The organism is Stenotrophomonas sp. 1278, assembly GCF_029892765.1.
GTDB classification, from domain to species: domain Bacteria; phylum Pseudomonadota; class Gammaproteobacteria; order Xanthomonadales; family Xanthomonadaceae; genus Stenotrophomonas; species Stenotrophomonas indicatrix.
Map to the genome: position 1 here is coordinate 25,442 of NZ_JARXWD010000017.1, position 21,230 is coordinate 46,671.

Sequence of the window (21,230 nt, forward strand, 5' to 3'; positions counted from 1 at the left end):
GGCTTGATTCCCTCCGTCCCCTTTTTGGTTCTCATGCGTTCGGCAACACCAGGCGTCTGCCATCCACCGTCGGCCGGTTGATGTAGAACAGCCCCGGCCCGGGGCGATACGGCAGCTCGCTGACACCGGCGTCGGCAGTGTAGGTCAGGGCGGTATCGCCCAGCGCATCGAAATTCCAGTGTGCGGACTGCATCAGGTAACGGCGGCGCAGCAACGCTTCCTGCGTCGGGGTCAACGGCTGGCCGGCAATCAGGCGGCGCGCGATCGGCTGCAGCGCGCTGGGCAGTTCCCAACCCGCCACCTTGGCCGCGTCGGTAGTCCAGGTCACGCCGGCAGCGATGGCGTGCTGCTGCATCACCTGCAGCGCAACCAGCTGGTAGCGCCAATCGATGCGCCGGTGCAGCACCACCGCAGCGGTGACGTACAGCACCGGCGACATCAGCACGCTGCGGCTGCCCGCGCGTCGCTGCTGCTGCCACTGGTGCCAGACATCGACCCACACTTCCTTCGGGTTCAACCCCAGCTGCTGCCGCCAGCGTTCGGCGTCGGCCTGTGCTTCAGCGTACGCGGTGGTCGCCTGCAGCAGTGCCAGGGGCGGTGTCTGGTAGTCCTCCACGCCAGGCCGGCGCAGTTGCTGCCGCCGCGGCCGGCTGAGCAGCTTGGGCCCTTCTTCCACCTGGTCGTAGCCACCACCGATGTTGGCGTGCACGCCGGGTAGTGCGATTTCGGGATGGGCTGGTGCCACCGTGGTCAGCGCATAGTGCTGGCGATGCTCGTCGCGCGCACTGAGCTGCAGCACGGCCTCGGCGATGCCTGCGGGCAGGGCGATGCGGGGGTGTTCGTCGGCGCGGCCGCCGTTGACGGCGACCACCGTGTCGAACAGGCCGATGAAGCGCAATATCGGCCGTGGCAGGGCGAAATCGGCGCTGCATGAAAGCCCCGCCTGCTGCAGCAGCTGTCGCCAGCGCGCGCCGTCCCATCCGCGCAGATGGTTGGCCACATCACGCGCGGAGGCCGCGCCGCGCGAGTAGCCGAACAGATCCAGCTGCACGCTGTGCAGGGGCGCGCGCCACTGCGACGCAAGAGCCGTCAGTGCCGCCGGCAACAGCACCTGCAACGCACGCTGCACCTTCGCCTGCACGCCACTGGCGCCGATACCGAAGGCCAGGCCGATCAGGTCGTCTTCGGCATCATCGCGGGTGCCGACGCCTTCCACGTAGATCGCCAGCGAAGGTGTACTGCCGGGCGTGCGCCGGCTGTCCGGATACAACTGATGCAGGCGCGCGATGTTGGTGGCGCCGTTGTCGTAGCTGCTGGTCAACCGGCTCTGGTAGGTCGAATCATCATCGGCACGGAGCAGGGCGGGGCGCGGTCGCGGCACCTGCCGGTGGCCCTGCGCCAGGTTGTGTGCGTTGTTGCGGGTGCCATCGAAGAACAGGCCGATCCGCAGCAGGCCCGGATCAGCCGTCGTGTCACCGCTGTGCTGCGCTGGCGCCATGTGCATCCCCTGTCGTGGCCACGTCACGGTAGCGCGAAAGCCGTGTGTTGGCGAAGTGTACTGACGCTTTTGACCTGACTGAACGCAGATGCGGTCGATCACAGATCGGGATTTCCATTCCTCTCGTCTATTGAATTCACACGCTCTGCGCAGGCCTGATGGCCGGACCCGGCACCCCGGGTCGTGCTGCATCAACGCTGTCCACTTCACTTCAAGGAGCGACAAGATGATGTCCAGATCGATAGGTAAAGCGACAGGTGGTCTGTTGTTGGGATTGTCGGTAGCCGCGGCCGCCCATGCGGCGCCGCTGTTCGAGCCGGTCACCGTGCTCAGCCGTGCATCGGCCACCAGCGAGCCGGCACTGGGGCGATTGCTGGCCACCCCGTCCACCGCCGCCGTACAGGAAGTGCGTGTCGATGCTGCCGCCACCGCGCAGCCGCAGCTGGAATTCGAGCTGCTCGGGCAGAAGGTGCAGGCCGTTCGCAGCAAGGTCGAGGCGCTGCCCGATGGTGGCAGCATCTGGTACGGCCAGTTGCGCGCTCCGTCCGATCGCCTGCAGGCGGCCACGTCCAATGGCCAGGACGATCCGGGCAATTCGCTGATCCTGGTGCGCTCGGGCAATACCCTCACCGGCTCGATCCGCAAGGACGGCAAACTCTATCGTCTGCGTCCGCTGGGCAATCGCCACGTGCTGGTCGAGGTGGATGAATCGCGGATGCCGGCCGATCATCCGGCCGACTACAACCAGTTGCCGAAGATCGCCATGCCTGCCAATGATCGCCTCGGCACTGCGCAGGCCTCCTCAGGCAGCCCGGCGACCATCCGCGTGCTGGTGGTGGCAACCAATGCGGCAGTGACCGCCTACGGTGGCAACATGCAGTCGCTGGTGCAGTTGGCGGTTGCCGAATCCAACCAGGGTTACACCAACAGCAACGTAGGCCTCACCCTGCAGCTGGCCGGTTATGAAACCACCAACTACACCGAGTCCGGCAATTTCACCACCGACCTGTCGCGCTTCCGTGGCACCAGCGACGGCTACATGGACAGCATCCACACCAGCCGCAACAACACCGCCGCCGACGTCGGCGTACTGCTGATCAACAACACCAGTTACTGCGGACTGGCGTCGGGCATCGGTTCCACCGCATCGACCGCGTTTGCTGCGGTGTACTGGGATTGCGCCACCGGCTACTACTCGTTCGCCCATGAAATCGGCCACCTGCAGAGCGCACGGCACGACATCGCCAGTGATCCGAGCACGTCGCCGTATGCCTATGGCCATGGCTATCGTTATGAGCCGGCCAGCGGATCGCGCTGGCGCACGATCATGGCCTATGACTGCTCGGCCGGCTGCCCGCGGCTGAACTACTGGTCCAATCCGAACATCAGCTACAACGGCGTGCCGATGGGCATCGCCAGCAGTGCCGACAACCAGCGCGTGCTGGTCAATACCAAGGCCACCATCGCGGCCTTCCGCTGAGTCCAAGCGCCGACCAGGGTCGGCGTCTACCAGGGCGCGTGCACCTGCTCTGGTAGATGCCAACCTTGGTTGGCATCCTGTGATCCATCATGCGCGGCTGAGCGTATCCAGGGTCCAGCCGTTGGCATCCACGCGCAGCACCGAACCCTGTTCGTACCAGTCGCCCAGCACGATGCGGGTGCAGCTGCGTCCGCCGGCCTGCAGGGTGTGGATCGCCGGGCGATGGGTGTGGCCATGGATCATCGTGTCCACGCCGTGGCGCACGTAAGTGGCTTCCACTTCGGCCGGGGCCACGTCGGTGACTGTTTCGAACTGCGCACGGTCGCCCTGCTTCATTTCCGACTGGCGCGCCTGGCTGGCATCACGCGCCTTCTGCGCGAAGGCGATACGCGCTTCCAGCGGCTGCGACAGGAACTGCGCCTGGAAGACCGGGTCGCGGGTCTGGGCACGGAACTGCTGGTAGGGGATGTCATCGGTGCACAGCAGGTCACCGTGCTGCAGCAGCACCGAGCGGCCGTACAGCTCGATCATGCACGGGTCCGGCAGGATGCGCAGGCCGGCGCGGCGGGCATAGTCTTCGCCCAGCAGGAAGTCACGGTTGCCGCGGATGAAGAAGACCGGCACGCCGCTGTCGGACAGTACCTTCAGCGCATCGGCCACCGCGTCGGCTGCGGCCGAGGGGGTGTCATCGCCGATCCAGGCTTCGAACAGATCGCCGAGGATGTACAGCGCATCGGCGCCAGGCGCTTCCTCGCGCAGGAAGCGCAGGAACAGGTCGGTGATGGCCGGACGGCTGGGGTCCAGATGCAGATCGGAGATGAACAGCGTGGTCATGCGGACATTCTAGGGCATCACACCGGCAACGGCAGCCAGGCCAGGCTGGCCGAGGCCAGCAGTGCAGCGATGCCGGTGGCAGCCAGAACGTCGCTTGGGTAGTGCAGGCCCAGCACTACGCGCGACAGGCCCACGCCGAAGGTGAACGGCACCAGCAGCGGCGCCAGCCAAGGATAGTAGGCCAGCGCGACGATGGTGAACGACACCGCGTGCAGGGTATGGCCGGACGGGAAACTGAACTCATCCAGCGGCGCCACCCAGGCACGGATACGCAGGTCGGCCGCGTACGGCCGTGGCCGCCGGGTCCAGCGTTTCAGGCCCTTGTACAGCAGCAGCGCGGCCAGGCCGGTGGCGGCCATGTGCACTGATGCGCGCAGGCCGTCGAAGCCATCGATGAGCACCAGCGCGCCCATCAGCACATACCAGAACACGCCATCGCCGAGCCGGCTGATGATCGAAAAGACGCGCCGCACGCGGCGACGTCGGCAGTAGTGGTTGGCGCGGCGGCACAACCGGGCTTCGCGACCGGCCAGCAGCTCAAGCGGCGTGGTGCGCATGTCCGCTCCTCCGCGCGCTGGCCAGTTCCGCCAGCAGGCTTTCGAACTCCGCCACCACCTGCTGCGGGTGCAGCCGCTTCATCGCCCGTGCCGCGTTGCCACCCAACCCGCGGCGCTGGGCATCATCGGCAGCCAGTTGCACCGCTGCCTGCACGAACTGCTCGTCGTCATCCACTGCGGCACCGTTCTCGCCGTTGCGCAGGTACTCGCGGGCCGCGCCGTAGTCGAAAGCAACCGTGGCCAGGCCGCTTGCCATGCTTTCCAGGGTCACGTTGCCGAAGGTCTCGCTGCGGCTGGGGAACAGGAACAGATCGCCACTGGCGAAGTGTCGGGCCAGGGCATCGCCGCGCTGGATGCCGCAGAAGATGAAATCGGGATTCTCATGCGCCAGTTTCTCGCGCGCCGGGCCATCGCCGACCCAGATGAAACGCGCTTTCGGGCGCACCTGCTGCAGCTTGCGGAAGGCCTTCACCGCCAGGCCGAGGTTCTTTTCGGCGGCGATGCGGCCAACGTAGATCGCCGCCAGGCCCGTGCCATCGATACCCCATTCCTCGCGCAGCGCCGGGTCGCGGCGTGATGGGTCGAACTGCTGGCTGTCGACCGCACGGGCGAGCAGGCGCACGCGCTCGAAGCCCTGGTCGCTCAGGAATTCCTGCAGTTCGCGGGTGGGCACCAGGGTCGCGTCGGCCTGGTTGTGGAAGCGGCGCATCCAGCGCATTGCCGCCGACTGCAGCCACGCCACGCCATAGTCGGGCAGGTATTCGTCGAAGCGGGTGTGGAATCCGGTAGCCACCGGAATGCCGAGGCGGCGCGCGGTGCGCAGTGCCGACCAGCCCAGCGGACCTTCGGTCGCCACGTAGACCGCATCGGGGTGCTGCTGCCGCCAGTGCCGGCCCAGCCGGATCGGTGCCGGCAGGCCGAAGCGCAGGCCGGGGTAGCGCGGCAAGGCCGCGCCCGGTACCAGCAGGGTGCCCGGCGCCGCATCCAGTGCTTCGCTGACCTGTCGCGGACGGATCAGGTCGACCTCGTGGCCGGCGGCGCGCAATCCCTGCTCCAGGCCCTGCACGGTCAGTGCGACGCCGTTGATCTCCGGCGGGTAGGTTTCGGTGACGATGGCATAGCGCATGGCGGGCCTCCGGTTTTACGCATGCTCGGGCCTGGCGATGTAGCCGACATGACCGCTTTGCGACAACGCGATGACGACCGGGCAAGGCGGTGCCTGCGCAGTTCAGCGGCACAAAAAAACCACGGCCCCGAAGGGCCGTGGTCATGGTGTTACGACAGCGCGTGGATCAGAAGCGCTGGGTGTACTTCATGTAGATGAAACGACCGATGTCATAGCCGCCGTAGTACGAGAAGACCGAGCGCGGCTTGGTGTACATGACCGGGCCCTGCTTGTCGAACACGTTGTTGGCGCCGACCGACACGGTGGCATCCCACGGCAGGTTGTAGCGGAACTGGACGTCGTGGAAGGTGACCGAACCACGCTCGTTGTAGTTGCGCGTGCCCTTGTACCAGGGAGCTGCAACGTTCAGGTCCGAGCACTCGTCGGCGTACTTGCCCGGGTTGACGCACTGTTCCTTGACGCTGGAATAGTAGCGTGCGGTCCAGCTGACGCCGAAGTTCTCCAGATCCCAGCCCACGGTCAGGTTCGAACGCACGCGGAAGCCGATGCCGGTGTTGGTGGCGATGCCGTTGTTGACGGTCGGCACGATCGTGCTGTCGTTGGACGAGCGGAAGACGTCCTTGGCCACGTAGGTGGTCGACCACGAGGTGCTCAGCTTGCCGTAGTCGGTATCCAGGCGGTACGTCAGGTCCATGTCGTAGCCTTCCGTTTCCATGAAGCCGGCATTGCGGTTGCCGAACTTCAGGCCGGTGACGATACCGGTGGTCGCGTTGCGGGTGAAGCGCGCGCAACGGTCGGCCAGGCCCTGCTCATAGCAGTCGATCAGGATCTGGTTCGGGCTGTCGTCGACGATGGTGTCGTCGATGCGGATCTTCCACCAGTCCAGCGAAACGTTGAAGTTGCTGATGAAGGTCGGGCTCCAGACCACGCCCAACGTGCGGCTGGTCGAGGTTTCCGGCTTCAGGTCCGGGTTCGAGCCGGAGGTGAACGGCGTCGGCGTAGCGGCGACGGAGCCTTCGGTCGGCTGGTTGCGGTTGTCCAGCTGGCGGAAGTTGGCCACATCGGCGATGTCACGTGCACAGCGGGCACGCACTTCGGCGCTGCTGCGGGCCGAGCCGTACTTGCTGTCACACGGGTCGGAGAAGTTGGCGAAGGTTTCCGAGCCACCGCCGTACAGGTCGGAAATGGTCGGAGCGCGGAAGCCCTGTGCCCAGGTGCCACGCACCAGCAGCTGGTCGATCGGCTTCCACTTGAAGCCGAACTTGCTGTTGAGCGTATTGCCGAAGGTGTTGTAGTCCGAGAAGCGGGTCGCCGCGTTCAAGCTCAGCTCACGCGCACCCGGCAGGTCGGCCAGCACCGGCACGTTCAACTCCAGGTAGGCTTCCTTCACCTTGTACGACCCACCGGTCGGGCCGGCGGCCAGGTTGGTGGTGGCACCGGTCTGCGCCAGCGGGTCCGGTACGAACTTGCCGGTTTCCTCGCGGTTTTCGACGCCGAAGGCGAAGCCCAGGTCGCCGGCCGGCAGGGTGAACAGGCTGCCGCTGATGGTGGCGAAGGCGTTCTTGGAGGTGGTGCGGCCGGTTGCGTTCTCCGGCGGGAACAGCCAGTCCTGCAGGGCCTGGTTGTTGGTCATGCCGTACGGGCTTTCCACGCCATAGGGAATCAACGGATTCCACGGCATGCAGTTGGCGATCGGCGCACCCGGCGCACCACACTCGACCTTGCCCGTTGCCGGGTTCAGGTAGGACTTGCCGGTAGCCTGTTCGACGCGGCCCTTGTGCAGGTTGCCGAAAGTGCTCTGGCGCAGTTCGTTCTTGTTGTACTGGTAGCCCACTTCCCAGTCGAAGTAGCGCTCACCGATGTCGAACGAGCCCTCGAACGCAGCCACGGCGCGGTAGGTCTTCAGCTCGCTGGTGCTGGTGCGCGGCACCTCCCACAGGCGGCGGTTCCAGCTCACCTCGGTGGGCTTGGCGTAACCGTGCTGGTTGCCGAACGGGTTGAAGTAGCTGTCCACCGACATGCCCTTGATCTTGGCGGTGGCGGTGTCGAACGGATAGCCGGCGGTGACGCGGGTCGAGGAGCGCTTGTTGTAGCCCAGCTCGGCCTTGAAACGGACGTTGTCGGTGATGTTGGCCGTGCCCGAGAAGTACAGCGAATCACGCTTGATCGGGTAGCTCAGGTGCATCTGTTCATTGGTGTTGCTGACATCACCGGTGAACGCGGTCGGATCGGTGAAGTGGTAGTTCGCCGGGTTGGTCGGGTCGGTGCCGCGGTTGAGCGCGTAGTCGCAACCGGCTGCCTTGGTGCAGCCCGGGCCGCCCTTCACGCCGTAGAACTGGCCCCACTGGCTGTTGGTGGTCCAGCCATCGGTCGGGTGGCGGTCAGTGTTGCCGTAACGGCTGAAGCCGCGGTCGCGCGCCCACACGGCCTTTTCTTCCGAGTGTTCGGCAGCGAAGGTGGCCGAGAAGCGGTCGTTGGACCAGCCGGCAACCACGTCGACGCGATCACGGGCGCCGTCGCCCTCGCTGTACTGGCCGTGGTAGACGTTGGCGGTGACGCCGTTGACGTTGGTGCGGGTGATGATGTTGATCACGCCGGCCATCGCGTCGGAACCGTAGATGGCCGAGGCGCCGTCCTTCAGCACTTCAATGCGTTCGACCGCAGACACGGGCAGGGTCGACACGTCCTGGTAGCCGGAGGTGCTGATGCCCAGGCGCTTGCCGTTGACCAGCACCAGCGTGCGCTGGGTGCCCAGGTTGCGCATGTTCACGTAGGTACCACCGGCATCCTCACCGGCCGACAGCACGTTGGCACGGCTGATGGTCGGGCTGCCCATCGCGGTCACGTTCTGCAGGATATCCGACACCGAGCTGAAGCCCTGGCGTTCGATGTCGGCGCGGGTCAGCGCCAGTACCGGCTGCGACGTTTCAACGTCCACCTGGCGGATACGCGAACCGGTGATCTCGATGCGGTCCAGGTTGGTCGGCGAAGCGGTGCTGCTGCTCTGGGCGAACGCCGGCAGCGCAGCCAGCGTCGCGGTGGTTGCCAGGGCGTAGCGGATGGCGTGCCCCAGTGCGGTGGTGCGTGAAGTCATGACGAGCTCTCTCTCTCGGGTCGTGCAAAGGACGCCAAAACGGGCGTCGAAGGAATCGGCCGGTCCATGACCGAGCCGATGACCCGATAGTAGTCTCGTTGGTTAATGCCCTGTAAAGAGCGTGTGTCGGTTTGTGTCGCTACACATCGCGTTGTTTCACGAAATGTGAACAAAAGCAGGGGTTTACGTGAAGACGCGGCAGGCACGGCCACCGCCAGCTGCTGCGTTGCAGCAGGAATTGGCGGTCGATTGCGCGAACTGTAACGAAATGTAATCGGGCGCCGGTCAGCGATCGGACGGCGTCCCGTCGCCTGCTCAGACCACGAACGGACGGAACTGGATGCCGAGTCCAGCGATGCCCTCGGTCTCGCCGATCAGGTCGGCGCGCAGCAGCGGGCGCGCATCGATGAAGTCCTGCGGCACGATCAGCGACAGGCGGCTGTCGTCGGCAGTCAGTTCCAGCACCGGCAGCGGTGCGTCCTCATGCGCGCGGTTGAGCAGGACCGCCAGGCGCAGCAGGGCAGCCAGGCGCCGTGCGGTCAGCAGCAGGCGTTCGGGAATGGCATCGAAGGCGGTCTTGCTGATGCCGCGGCGGTGATTGCGCACCAGCGTCGCCAGCATCTGCTGTTCCTGCCGCGAGAAGCCGGCGATGTCCGAGTTTTCCAGCACGTAGCTGCCATGCACGTGGTAACCGCTGTGGGCGATCATCAACCCCAGCTCATGCAGGCGTGCGGCCCAGCCGAGCATGCGTGCGTCATCGGCATCCAGCTTCCAGCGCTCCTGCACCTGCTCCAGCAACGACAGCGCGGTGTCCTGCACGCGGCCGGCCTGCACCGTATCGATGCCATAGCGATGGGTGAGGGCGGCCACCGATTCATCGCGCGGGTCGTTGTCGCCGGCACGGCCGAGGATGTCATAGAGGATGCCCTCGCGCATCGCGGCCTTGCTGACCAGCAGCTTCTGCAGGCCCAGCGCCTGGAAGGCGGCCTCCAGCACCAGGATGCCGCCGGCGATGATCGGGCGGCGATCGCTGGACAGGCCAGGCAGCACGATGTCGTCGATCTTCTTGGCCTTCAACAGCTCATCGCGGAGCTGCGGCAACGCCTCGGCGGTGATCGCACCCTTGCTCAGCTTCATCGTCGCGCAGATTTCGCTGATGGCCTTGTGGGTACCAGACGACCCCAGTGCTTCCTGCCAGCCCAGCGCGCGGTATTTGCTGGCGAAAGGCTGGAACTCCCGGCCAATCTCGGCCAGTGCGTCCTTCCAGCGCTTCTTGCTGAGTTTGCCGCCCGGGAAAAAGCGACGGGTGCTGGCGATGCAACCGGCCTGCAGGCTTTCGCGCTCCAGGGTCTGCATGCCCTTGCCGATGATGAACTCGGTCGAGCCGCCGCCGATGTCGATCACCAGGCGATGCTGGTCGGGCTTGGGCGGTTGCGCATGGGCCACGCCCAGGTAGATCAGGCGCGCTTCCTCGCGGCCACTGACCACTTCGATGGCGTGCCCGAGCGCGGTTTCGGCCGGCATCAGGAACGCCTGCGGCGAGCGCAGCTGGCGCACGGTGTTGGTGGCCAGTGCACGCACGCGATGCGGCGGGACGTTGCGGATGCGCTGGCCGAAGCGGGCCAGGCACTCCAGCGCGCGCTGTCGCGCTGCGGCGGAGAGTCCACCCTTGCCGTCCAGGCCGTCGGCCATGCGCACGGTTTCGCGCAGGCGGTCGATCACCCGCAGCTGGCCAAGCGTGTAACGCGCGATGACCATGTGGAAACTATTGGAGCCAAGGTCGATGGCGGCCAGCAGGTCGCCATCCTGCAATGCGGGCGGAGTCGTGGTGGTATGCGGCATGGGCGAATGTTAGCCGAAGGGGCGGTGAACTCGTCACCGCGCGGCCTTCACATTTTGGAGGGGGAGTGCGGCAGGGCTGCGCCCTGCACCCGCCGAAGCGGTAGTGCCGGCCGCTGGCCGGCAACCTCAACGTAACAGCACAGCAACAGCAACAGCTGGCTTCCTGTGGGATGGCGGGGTGGGTCCGGTTGCGGGGGACGCCGTAAACCCGTCCATGGGGGCTTGACCGCGGCATCCATGCCGCGGACACCCCCGCAACCGGCCCCACCCCGCCTTTGACAGTTTTTCGCGATCTGTCGGAATGGCATGGCCTGCGCATGGTGGGTGTCGACCTTGGTCGACACGGTGGATCCACGCCATGCGTGGATGAATCCAAACGTGCCAACCGAGGTTGGCATCTATCGGATCAAAGGGCCTGCATATGTCGACCTTTGACAGGTTCACGCGGCTGTTGGTAGGTGTCGACCTTGGTCGACACGGTGGATCCACGCCATGCGTGGATGAATCCAAACGTGCCAACCAAGGTCGGCATCTACCGGATCAAAGGGCCTGCATATGTCGACCTTCGACAGGTTCACGCGGCTGTTGGTGGGTGTCGACCTTGGTCGACACGGTAGATCCACGCCATGCGTGGATGAATCCAAACGTGCCAACCAAGGTTGGCACCTACCTGGCCACCTACCGGGTCAGAGGCCCTGCATCAACGCCATCTGCGCCGAATGCGGGGCTTCGTCGTGGGCCGGTGCGCGCTTGTGGTAGATGCCTTCGGCATCCAGCTCCCAGGCGTTGAGGTTGTCGTCCAGGTAGTTCTGCAGCACTTCGCGGTACACCCGCTTGGCCAGCGCCGGGTCGAGGATCGGGAAGCAGGTTTCCACCCGGCGCAGCAGGTTGCGTTCCAGCCAGTCGGCGCTGGCGCAGTACAGCTCCGGTGCGCCGTCGTTGCCGAACCAGTAGACCCGGCTGTGTTCCAGGAAACGGCCGACGATCGAGCGCACGCGGATGTTGTCCGACACGCCCGGTACGCCCGGGCGCAGGGTGCAGGCGCCACGGATGATCAGGTCGATCTGCACACCCGCCTGCGAGGCGGCGTACAGCGCACGGATCACCTGCGCTTCGTTGAGAGCGTTCATCTTGGCGATGATCCGCGCCGGTCGCCCGGCGGCGGCGATGCGCGTCTCGCGCTCGATCCTCGCCAGGATCCCGGTGTGCAACGTGAAGGGCGACTGCAGCAGGCGCTTGAGCTTCATCTTCGACGCCAGCCCGGACAGCTGCTGGAACAGCAGGTGCACGTCGTTGCCGATGTCCGCATCGGCGGTGATCAGGCTCAGGTCGGTGTACGCGCGTGCGGTACCGCTGTGGTAGTTGCCGGTGCCCAGGTGCACGTAGCGGCGCAGCTTGCGGCCTTCGCGGCGCACGATCAGCAGCATCTTGGCGTGGGTCTTGTAGCCGACCACGCCGTACACCACCTGCACGCCGGCTTCCTGCAGCCGATCGGCCAGGCCCAGGTTGGCTTCTTCATCGAAGCGCGCGCGCAGTTCGACCACCACGGTCACGTCCTTGCCGGCGCGCGCCGCCTGGATCAGTGCATCGACGATCAATGAGTCCTTGCCGGTGCGGTACAGGGTCTGCTTGATCGCCAGCACGTTCGGATCGAGCGCGGCCTGGCGGATCAGGTCGAGCACCGCCGCGAACGCGTCGAAGGGGTGGTGCAGCAGCAGGTCCTGGCGGGCCACGGTCTCGAAGATGCCGTCGCTGTCGCGCAGGGTGCGCGGGGTCATCGGCGGATACTTCAGGTCCGGCTGGGCGATCAGGTCGTACAGCTGGATGATGCGGTTGAGGTTGACCGGTCCGTCGATGCGGTACACCGCGTTCTCGGTCAGGCCGAAGTTCTGCAGCAGGGTGCGTACGATGTCGCGCGGCATGTCGTGGGCGATCTCCAGCCGCACTGCAGGCCGGTAGCCGCGGTCCACCAGCTCATCGCGCAGGGCCAGCGCCAGGTTTTCCACTTCCTCTTCATCCACCACCAGCTCGGAGTTGCGGGTGACACGGAACTGGTAGGCGCCCAGCACTTCCAGGCCCGGGAACAATTCGTCCACGAAGGTGGACAGCACCGAGGACAGAAACACGAAATTCTGCGGGCCGCCGAGTTTTTCCGGCAGCTGGATGATCCGCGGCAGCGAACGCGGTGCGCGCACGATGGCCAGATGGCCGCTGCGGCCGAACGCATCGGTGCCCTTCAGCACCACCACGATGTTCAGCGACTTGTTGAGGATCTTCGGGAACGGATGCACCGGATCCAGGCCCAGCGGCGACAGCACCGGCATGATCTCGTTGCGGAAATAGGCACGCAGCCAGCGCTTCTGGCGGTGGGTCCAGGAGTTGCGGCCGAGCACGCCGATGCCGGCCTCCATCAGCGCCGGGCGCAGCGTCTGGTTCCAGCAGCGGTACTGCTGGTCCACCAGCTCGGCGGCGCGCTCGTGGATGGCATTGAGAATGGCCTGCGGGCTCATGCCGTCCGGCGCCGGCGGCAGGCCGAACTCCTGTGCATGACGGACCGCAGCGGCGCGGATCTCGAAGAATTCATCCAGGTTGGTGCAGGAGATGCACATGAAGCGCAGGCGCTCCAGCAGCGGCACCTGCGGATCCATCGCCTGCGCCAGCACGCGGAAGTTGAAATCCAGCTGCGACAGCTCGCGGTTGATGTACAGCGCCGGGTCGCGCAACGGATCGCTGTCCGTGCTCACGGGGAGGGGGAGGGATCCGAGGCTGCTCATGGCGTCATTCTTCGAAGGAGGTCAGGGGGGCGGACTCACGCGGTCGCACGTGGTCGGCATCGAAATGGCAGGCGAACACCGAGCCCTTGCCGACCTCGCTGTCGATTTCCAGGCGTGCGTGGTGCAGACCGAGGATGTGCTTGACGATCGACAGGCCCAGGCCGGTGCCGCCGCTTTCGCGCGAGCGGCTGCTGGAGACGCGGTAGAAGCGTTCGGTCAGGCGGGGCAGGTGGGTGGCCGGAATGCCGTAGCCGGTATCGCGTACCGCCAGCACCACGCCGTCGCCCTCGCGGCGGAACTCCACCGCGATGCGGCCACCGGCCGGGGTGTAGCGGACCGCGTTGGTGACCAGGTTGGAGAACGCGCTGTGCAGTTCCTTGGTCGAGCCCTGCAGGTCCACGCCGGCCAGGTCGTCGATGCTGATCTGGTGCCGGCCCTGGCTGTGCGCTTCGGCTTCGCGGCGCAGGGTGGCCAGCATGGGCTGCATCGCCACCGTCTCGGCCTCGCTGTGTTCCTGCGATTCCAGCCGCGACAGGGTCAGCAGGTCCTCCACCAGCTGGGCCATGCGCTGGCTCTGCTTGCGCATTTCCTCCAGCATCGGTCCGGTTCCCGGGAAGTCCTCCGGGTCCATCATGTCCAGGTAGCCGTGGACCACGGTGAGCGGGGTGCGCAGCTCATGTGAAACGTTGGCCACGAAGTCGCGGCGTACCTGTTCCAGGCGCAGCAGCTTGCTGACGTCACGGGCGATCAACAGCCAGTAGTCGGACGAATAGGGAATCAGGCGCAGGTTCAGGCGGATCGCAGGATCGACCGGCGAGGGCACGTCCAGGATCGGTTCGGCATTGCGGCCACCGGCCAGCCAGTGGGCCAGCGGCATCGGCTGCAGGCGTTCGACCAAGGCCTCACCCAGATCGCCCGGATGGTGCAGGCCGAGCAGGGCCGTGGCCGCTTCGTTGAACCACTGCACGCGCTGGCTGTTGCGGTCCAGCACCACCACGGCGTCGGGCAGCGCGGCCGCTGCAGCGCGATAGCTGCGCAGCATGTCCAGCAGTCGCCGCTTGCGTACGCGCATCTCGACCTGGTTGCGGTACAGCAGGCGGTCCAGCTCGTTCCAGACGCCGGTGCCTTCGGCGGCGGTGTCCCAGCGCTGGCGCGCGGTCAGCCGGCGCAGCACGCGGCGCAGCCGCCAGTAGTGCCAGACCAGCGTCGCCAGTGCCGCCAGCGCGATGCACAGCCACAGGTGGCCAGTGAACCAACCGACCAGACCGGCCAACAGCAACACGGTGGCCACGGTGGCCAGTGTCTTCAACCAGGCAGAGCGGATGTGGCGGGGCATTGCGGTCTCGTCGTGGGTTGCGGCGGTTCACGCAGGTGAACCGGAAGTTATAGCAGAGTTGCCGACGCCGGCACCGTGGGGTGCACGGCGCCGGCACGACGAGGCTCAGGTTGCGGTGGAGAAGCGGTAACCGGCGCCGCGCACGGTCTGCACCATGTTCTCGGCGTTGAACGGTTCCAGCGTCTTGCGCAGGCGGCGGATATGCACGTCGATGGTGCGTTCTTCCACATACACGCTGCCGCCCCACACGTGGTCCAGCAACTGCGCGCGGGTATACACGCGCTCCGGGTGGGTCATGAAGAAGTGCAGCAGGCGGTACTCGGTCGGGCCGATCGGCACCGGCTGGTCGTTGGCGAACACGCGATGGGCTGCACCGTCGATGCGGATCGCACCCACCGCCACGCTGCCGTCCTCGTCATCGTCGCGGGCGCGGCGCATGACCGCGCGGATACGCGCCAGCAGTTCGCGCGCCGAGAACGGCTTGACCACGTAGTCGTCGACACCGGCTTCGAGGCCGCCGACGCGGTCGTTCTCTTCGCCGCGCGCGGTCAGCATGATGATCGGCACTTCGCGGGTGAGGGTTTCCTTGCGCCAGCGCCGGGCCAGGTCCAGGCCGCTGGTGCCGGGCAGCATCCAGTCGAGCAGGATCAGGTCGGGGACGCGGTCGGCGATGGCGGTCTGGGCCTCGCGGGCGTCACCGGCGTGGACAGGTTCGTAATCGCCCTTGCGAAGGGCGAAGGCGACCATTTCGCGGATCGCGGGCTCGTCATCGACGATCAGGATGCGTTTCTGCACGAGGGCACCGTAGGGCTCAGTTACTGGAGTGGTGCCAGTAGACTACGGTTTGATGACATGTTTGTGACTGCCTGGCCGGCATCTGGCATTGCTGCCATCTGCCGGTCATGCCGCACTCAGCGGCGGTCCAGATCCGGGTCCTGCACGCCCTGCCGGCGCAGCTCGAGCACGGTGGGCGTGATCGACTCGATCCGCGCATCCACCCGGGCCCGACCGACATAGTCCAGCGCGGGGTTGCGCTTGAGTGCCTGCAGCTGCATCAGGGCCTGTTCCGGGCGCCCGCCCAGGAACGCCGCCTCGGCATAGGCCTCGCTGGCGCGGACACTGTCGCCGGCCAGTTCACTGGCGCGGGCGTAGCGCTGCTGGAAGACCGGATCGTTACCGCTTTGCGACAGCAGGGGGCGCAGCATCGCCTGCGCGCGCTGGCCCGCGGCCTGGCCTCCTTGCTCGTTCAGGATCTCGGCGTAGGTCAGGGCCACCGGCCGGCTGTTGGGGTGTTCGTGCAGCAGCTGCTCGAAGCGCGCATTGGCCTGGGTGGATTGGCCGGTGCGCGACTCCGCTTCGGCCAGGGCCAGGGCGACCCACAGGCTGTCCGGGTGGGTCTTCAGCAGGTCGGTGAGGGTCTGCCGGGCCTGGCTGGCACCGCTGCGGCCACCGCGCATCGTGGCCAGCGCCTGGCCATAGCGCTGGGCGTCATCCAGACCGTCCTTCTGCCTGCGCGCAAGATCGGTGTACTCGCGTTGCAGGTCGGCCGGGCTGTCGGCGCTGAGCACGCGCAGGCGCTCACGGGCCCAGTTGAAATCGCCACTGGCGCCGCGGCTGAGCTGGCCGATCGGAACCCGCAGCACGCTGCCGGGCAGCAGCGGGTTGATGCCGCGCAGCAGCGGATCGCCCAAGGTCGGGTCGGCGGGATCCACTCGTTCCTTGCGCTCGCCGCTGGGCGTGCGCGTGGTCAGCAGCACCGTGTCCTTCTTCATCTGTTCGGCACGGGCCTTGGCCTCGCTGATGCGGGTGGTGTTGACCGGGTGGGTGCGCAGGAAGTCGGGAACGCTGTAGCCGCCATCGTTGCCGCGCATCGCCGAGGACATGCGTTCGAAGAAGCCGGCCATCGCATCCACGTCGTAGCCGCTGCGCGACAGCGTGCGGATGCCCAGCCGGTCGGCCTCCGATTCGTTGGAGCGGGTGTAGTCGATCTGCCGTTGCTGCATCAGGCCCATGCCCGAGCTGATCGCGGCCATGGTCGCGTTGCCCGAGGACGAACTGTTGCTGGCCTGGGCGGCAACCACCGCCGCCAGCATCCCCAGCAGGATCGGGATCTGGTCGCGCTGGGCGCGCTCGACCCCGCGCAGCACGTGCTGCTGGGTGACGTGGGCGATTTCGTGCGACAGCACCGCCGCCACCTCGTCCTCGCGCTCGGCCGTCAGCACCAGGCCGGCATTGACGCCGATATAGCCGCCGAGGGTGGCGAAGGCATTGATCTGGCGGTCTTTCATCACGAAGAACGTGTAGGGCTGGCGTGGCTGGTCACTGTTGGATCCGAGGCGGGTGCCCATGGTCTGCAGCCAGTCGTTGACCAGGGGATCGTCCAGCAGGTAGCCATAGTTGCGCAGTTCGCGCAGCATCATCGCGCCGTACTCGGCCTGCCGGGCCGGGGTCAGCAGTTCGCCCGCCGAGGAGCCGATGTCCGGCAGCTTCTCCTGGGCCTGCGCCAGCGGGGCGGCCAGGGCCAGGGTCAGGGCAGCGGTGAGCAGCAGGGGTCGCAAGCGGTCGGTCCTCGGGCAGGGTCGGCCCAGCGTGGCAGGGCAGGGGGCAACCATTCGTTAATCAATCCACAGTGTTGCGGGCGTGGCGTGGAAATTCCAGCGCACCGGTACCATATATGGACCGTCGATCCATCGTGGAGTTTCCCGTGACAGCCCAGTCCGCCGGCGCTACCCCCGCCATCACCATCTATTCCACCGCCGTCTGCCCGTACTGCGTGGCCGCCAAGAACTTCCTCAAGAGCAAGGGCCAGCAATGGACCGAGGTCCGCATCGACCTGGATCCGGTCGAGCGCGAGAAGATGATGGCCAAGACCCGCCGCACCAGCGTCCCGCAGATCTTCGTGGGCGACGTCCACGTGGGCGGCTACGACGACATGATGGCCCTGCATCGTGAAGGCAAGCTCGAGCCGCTGCTGGCCGGGCAGGGCCAGGCATGAGCGCGGCCGACGACGGCAGCAAGGACCGGATCGCCGAGTTCACCGACTTCCGCAAGCGCATGAATGAACGCATCCTGGGCGAGCCGAACCAGGTGGTGCGCCGCTTCTTCGCGCTGGATACGCAGACCTACCAGGCCGGCGCGCTTGACGTGAAGACCAAGGAGCTGCTGGGCTTGGTGGCCTCGATGGTGCTGCGCTGCGACGACTGCATCAGCTACCACGTGGCCCAGTGCAAGGACGCCGGCGTCACCCGTGAGGAGTTCTTCGAGACCTTCTCGGTAGGCCTGGTGGTCGGCGGCTCGATCGTGATCCCGCACCTGCGCCGCGCGGTGGACTTCCTCGACCAGCTCGAAGGTGGCGCCGCCGCCCCGGCAGCGCACGAGCACTGAGCTTGGCCGCTCCCGCGAACCGGGCCCTCTGGTAGTGCCGGCCGCTGGCCGGCATCTGGTGGACCCAAATCGGCAGAGGTTGCCGGCCAGCGGCCGGCACTACCACGCATGCGCCGGGCCTCCCCGCGATCCCGCAGCCCAGGAGCCCCCTTGTTGTTAAAGGGGGCGCGCCGAAGGCGCGGGGATTAGGAGGAATGCGCGGGCAATTCTGCCTGAGCCGGGGACTGGGACCATGGTCTATTTGGGACCTCGGCCCCGGCTCAGGCATAATTGCGGGTGAAACTTCCTTTGCGCCGGCGTTTCCGGGCACGTCCGGACGGCGTTTTTCCCCCTGTTCGGAACATCGATCAATGACGCAGAAAATTACGGTCATCCGCGGCGACGGCATTGGCCCGGAAATCATGGACGCCACCCTGTTCGTGCTCGACCAGCTCAACACTGGCCTGGAGTACGAAGACGCCGACGCCGGCCTGGTGGCCCTGGAGAAGCACGGCGATCTGATGCCGGCGGTGACCCTGGAATCGATCGCGCGCAACAAGGTCGCGCTGAAGAGCCCGCTGACCACGCCGGTTGGTGGCGGCTTCACCTCGATCAACGTCAGCCTGCGCCGCCACTTCGACCTGTACGCCAACGTGCGTCCGGCCCACACCTTCCCGAACACCAAGTCGCGTTTCGACAACGTCGACCTGATCACCGTTCGTGAGAACACCGAAGGTGCGTACCTGGCCGAAGGCCAGGAAGTGTCGGCCGACGGCGAGACCGCTTTCTCCGGCACCCGCATCACCCGCAAGGGCTCCGAGCGCATCGTGCGTTACGCCTTCGAGCTGGCCCGCAGTGTCGGCCGCAAGAAGGTCACCGCCGTGCACAAGGCCAACATCATCAAGTCGACCTCGGGCCTGTTCCTGGCCGTGGCGCGCGAAGTCGCCGCGCAGTACCCGGACATCGAGTTCCAGGAAATGATCGTCGACAACTGCTGCATGCAGCTGGTGATGCGTCCGGAACAGTTCGATGTGATCGTCACCACCAACCTGTTCGGTGACATCATTTCCGACCTGTGCGCCGGTCTGGTCGGTGGCCTGGGCCTGGCCCCGGGCGCCAACATCGGCAAGGACGCGGCGATCTTCGAAGCCGTGCACGGCACCGCGCCGGACATCGCCGGCCAGGGCAAGGCCAATCCATGCGCCCTGCTGCTGGCGGCGGCACAGATGCTGGACCACGTCGGCCAGCCGGAAAACGCCGAGCGCCTGCGCAAGGCCATCGTCGCCACGATGGAAGCCAAGGATTCGCTGACCGGCGACCTCGGCGGCACCGGCAACACGATGGGCTTCGCCAAGGCGATCGCCAGCCGCCTGTAAGCGGCGGTTCGACTCCGATTGGGTCCACAGCGGGGCGCCTTCGGGCGCCCCGCTGCGTTTCACCGGCCAGTAGATCCACGCCATGCGTGGATGGCGGCATCATCTGCAATGAAAATGATCTGTGCGAAAACCGCACAGATTGTGTGCTCAACGGCGGCTGGTTCGTGCATTCAATGCTCCTCATCCTGTGCCCACTTTCCACCGCACAGGAGTTTGACCATGAACCTCACTGCTTTCGGCCTGGCCGGCCTGATCGGCATGGCTGCCACCGTCCCGGTTGTCGCCGCCGAGCCGGTCCACCCCACCATCCGCCATATGGCCGGCGCTGCGGCTGCCACCTCGCTCGACGCAGCGAAGACGGCCGTGCTGGTGATCGACTTCCAGAACGAGTACTTCGACGCCAGCGCCGCGTCCGGTTTCGCCGGTGGTCGCATGGTCATTCCCGATGGTGTAGCGGCCCTGCGGCAGACGCGTCGTGTGGTCGACTTCGCTGATGCCAACGGCATCCGCGTGATCCATGTGCAGCACGTACTGCCGGCAGGCGCGCCGCTGTTTGCAGAAGGCAGTGTCAACGCCGCATTCCACCGTGACATGCAACCGCGCAAGGGCGAGACCGTGGTGCAGAAGGACAACGTCAGCGTGTTCGCCGGTACCTCGGCAGCGGCCCTGGACAAGGTGTTGAAGGATGCCGGTATCGACACCCTGATCGTCACCGGGCTGCAGACCCACGCCTGCGTTGCCGGTGCTGCACGCGATGCTGCTGCGGCGCCGCGCGGCTATCGGGTGATCGTGGCTTCCGATGCCTCTGCCAGCCGTGATCTTGATCTGGCCAATGGCGGGACCATCGGCCATCGCGCATTGCATGAGGCGTCGCTGGCGCAGATCGAGGATGCCTTTGGCGATGTGATGACCACCTCGGCGATTCTGGCCCTGCCGGTGCGCAAGGCAGGCAACGGCACTTGATAAGCTGGCGGGGTCCGCAGCCTGCGGGCCCCGCCGACTGGAGCGCGCTGCCGATGGACCATTTCGCCGCCCTGCGAGCCCTGCGCGCGATCGTCGACGCCGGCAGTTTCACTGCCGCCGCCGAGCGGCTGGGTACCACCCATTCGGCGATGTCGCGGCAGTTGCGTCAACTTGAAGAGCACCTGCAGGTGCGGCTGCTGGATCGCAACAGCCGGCGGCTGTCGTTGACCGAGGCCGGGCGCGACTACTACCGCGAGGCGGTGGCGCTGCTTGACCGGCTGGAGGCCGCCGATGACCGTGCGCGGGCCGGCCAGGCCCAGCCCAGCGGGCGCGTGCGGGTCAGCGTGCCGCAGGTGGTCGCCAGCCAGGAGCTGCCGCATTGGCTGCCTGGCTTCCTGGCGCGCTATCCGCAGGTTGCGCTGGAACTGTCGGCCGACGATCAGCTGGTCGATGTGGTCGGCGGGGGCTTCGACCTCGCCCTGCGCATCGCACCGTCCCTGCCTGACAGTCAGCTGGTCGCCCGTGAACTGGCGCGATGCCCGCGCATCCTGGTTGCGGCACCGGCGTACCTCGCCCGGCAGGGACTGCCTCGACAGGTGGCCGACCTGCAGAACCACACCTTGTTGGGGTTCAACCCTGTTGCGGCGATGACGCCGTGGCAGCTGCACGGACCGCGCGGTGTCATCGCCAGCGTGGAAGCAGGCCAACGACTGCGCGTGGACGCCACGCCGGCACTGTATGCGGCCGTGCTGGCCGGGATGGGCATCAGTCTGTTCACCGCGCTTACGGTGCAGGAAGATCTTCGCGCCGGCCGCTTGATCCGCGTGCTGCCCAGCTGGCACGGTGGCACGCGCTGCTATTTCGCGCTGTATCCCCATGCGCGTGCGCTGGCGCCGAAGGTGCGCGCGCTGGTCGATCATCTCGCCACGCATTACGCTGCAGCGTCGGGTGCGGCAGGGTAAGTCGCACGGCAGTGGTGAGGAGTGG

At 66.5% G+C, this 21,230-nt stretch carries 16 protein-coding genes; 6 read left to right on the forward strand and 10 right to left on the reverse strand.

Going from position 1 to position 21,230, the window contains the following annotated elements:
- Positions 1-31: 31 nt before the first annotated feature.
- The gene (locus M2299_RS14485; protein ID WP_100436578.1) at positions 32-1,498 is read right to left on the reverse strand and encodes a DUF2235 domain-containing protein; all 1,467 of its coding nucleotides are present in this window, start codon (positions 1,496-1,498) and stop codon (positions 32-34) included.
- 226 nt (positions 1,499-1,724) lie between these two features.
- Between M2299_RS14485 and M2299_RS14490 the strand changes: the two genes are divergently transcribed.
- The gene (locus M2299_RS14490) at positions 1,725-2,978 is read left to right on the forward strand and encodes a zinc-dependent metalloprotease (RefSeq protein ID WP_025878107.1); all 1,254 of its coding nucleotides are present in this window, start codon (positions 1,725-1,727) and stop codon (positions 2,976-2,978) included.
- Between the two features lie 87 nt (positions 2,979-3,065).
- Here M2299_RS14490 and lpxH read toward each other — a convergent pair whose 3' ends face one another.
- The 9 genes from lpxH to M2299_RS14535 all read right to left on the reverse strand — a co-directional run bounded on the left by lpxH (position 3,066) and on the right by M2299_RS14535 (position 17,153).
- Entirely contained in the window at positions 3,066-3,812 is a 747-nt protein-coding gene (lpxH, locus tag M2299_RS14495; protein ID WP_180831509.1) for a UDP-2,3-diacylglucosamine diphosphatase, read from the reverse strand.
- Positions 3,813-3,829: 17 nt separating this feature from the next.
- Positions 3,830-4,369: a phosphatase PAP2 family protein gene (locus M2299_RS14500; RefSeq protein ID WP_025878111.1), complete on the reverse strand. Its 540-nt coding sequence runs from the start codon at positions 4,367-4,369 to the stop codon at positions 3,830-3,832.
- Positions 4,350-5,495, reverse strand: coding sequence for a glycosyltransferase family 1 protein (locus M2299_RS14505; RefSeq protein ID WP_280884574.1), 1,146 nt, complete (start codon positions 5,493-5,495; stop codon positions 4,350-4,352). The genes M2299_RS14500 and M2299_RS14505 overlap by 20 nt, the downstream gene beginning before the upstream one ends.
- A 166-nt stretch (positions 5,496-5,661) precedes the next feature.
- Positions 5,662-8,589, reverse strand: a complete 2,928-nt coding sequence (locus M2299_RS14510; protein WP_280884575.1) for a TonB-dependent receptor — start codon at positions 8,587-8,589, stop codon at positions 5,662-5,664.
- Between the two features lie 315 nt (positions 8,590-8,904).
- Positions 8,905-10,431 (reverse strand): exopolyphosphatase, encoded by a 1,527-nt coding sequence (gene ppx / locus M2299_RS14515; RefSeq protein ID WP_025878116.1) that lies wholly within the window; start codon positions 10,429-10,431, stop codon positions 8,905-8,907.
- 686 nt (positions 10,432-11,117) lie between these two features.
- Positions 11,118-13,205 (reverse strand): polyphosphate kinase 1, encoded by a 2,088-nt coding sequence (ppk1, locus tag M2299_RS14520; RefSeq protein WP_025878118.1) that lies wholly within the window; start codon positions 13,203-13,205, stop codon positions 11,118-11,120.
- A gap of 4 nt (positions 13,206-13,209) precedes the next feature.
- On the reverse strand, positions 13,210-14,541 hold the full coding sequence (gene phoR, locus M2299_RS14525; protein WP_025878120.1) for a phosphate regulon sensor histidine kinase PhoR: 1,332 nt from the start codon (positions 14,539-14,541) through the stop codon (positions 13,210-13,212).
- A 105-nt stretch (positions 14,542-14,646) separates the two neighbouring features.
- Positions 14,647-15,336, reverse strand: coding sequence for a phosphate regulon transcriptional regulator PhoB (gene phoB / locus M2299_RS14530; RefSeq protein ID WP_025878121.1), 690 nt, complete (start codon positions 15,334-15,336; stop codon positions 14,647-14,649).
- Between the two features lie 116 nt (positions 15,337-15,452).
- A complete protein-coding gene (locus M2299_RS14535; RefSeq protein WP_181950205.1) occupies positions 15,453-17,153 on the reverse strand; it encodes a M48 family metalloprotease in 1,701 nt (566 codons plus the stop codon).
- Between the two features lie 92 nt (positions 17,154-17,245).
- Between M2299_RS14535 and grxC the strand changes: the two genes are divergently transcribed.
- The 5 genes from grxC to M2299_RS14560 all read left to right on the forward strand — a co-directional run bounded on the left by grxC (position 17,246) and on the right by M2299_RS14560 (position 21,205).
- Positions 17,246-17,536 carry a glutaredoxin 3 gene (gene grxC, locus M2299_RS14540; protein WP_025878124.1) on the forward strand — a complete coding sequence of 97 codons (291 nt, stop codon included), beginning with the start codon at positions 17,246-17,248 and terminating at the stop codon, positions 17,534-17,536.
- Positions 17,533-17,925: a carboxymuconolactone decarboxylase family protein gene (locus M2299_RS14545; RefSeq protein WP_005408260.1), complete on the forward strand. Its 393-nt coding sequence runs from the start codon at positions 17,533-17,535 to the stop codon at positions 17,923-17,925. The genes grxC and M2299_RS14545 overlap by 4 nt, the downstream gene beginning before the upstream one ends.
- A 350-nt stretch (positions 17,926-18,275) precedes the next feature.
- Complete coding sequence (locus tag M2299_RS14550) at positions 18,276-19,280, forward strand: isocitrate dehydrogenase (protein WP_033830456.1); 1,005 nt, start codon at positions 18,276-18,278, stop codon at positions 19,278-19,280.
- A gap of 219 nt (positions 19,281-19,499) precedes the next feature.
- A complete protein-coding gene (locus tag M2299_RS14555; protein WP_025878128.1) occupies positions 19,500-20,243 on the forward strand; it encodes a cysteine hydrolase in 744 nt (247 codons plus the stop codon).
- 53 nt (positions 20,244-20,296) lie between these two features.
- Positions 20,297-21,205 carry a LysR family transcriptional regulator gene (locus M2299_RS14560; protein WP_025878130.1) on the forward strand — a complete coding sequence of 303 codons (909 nt, stop codon included), beginning with the start codon at positions 20,297-20,299 and terminating at the stop codon, positions 21,203-21,205.
- The last annotated feature ends 25 nt before the right edge of the window (positions 21,206-21,230 follow it).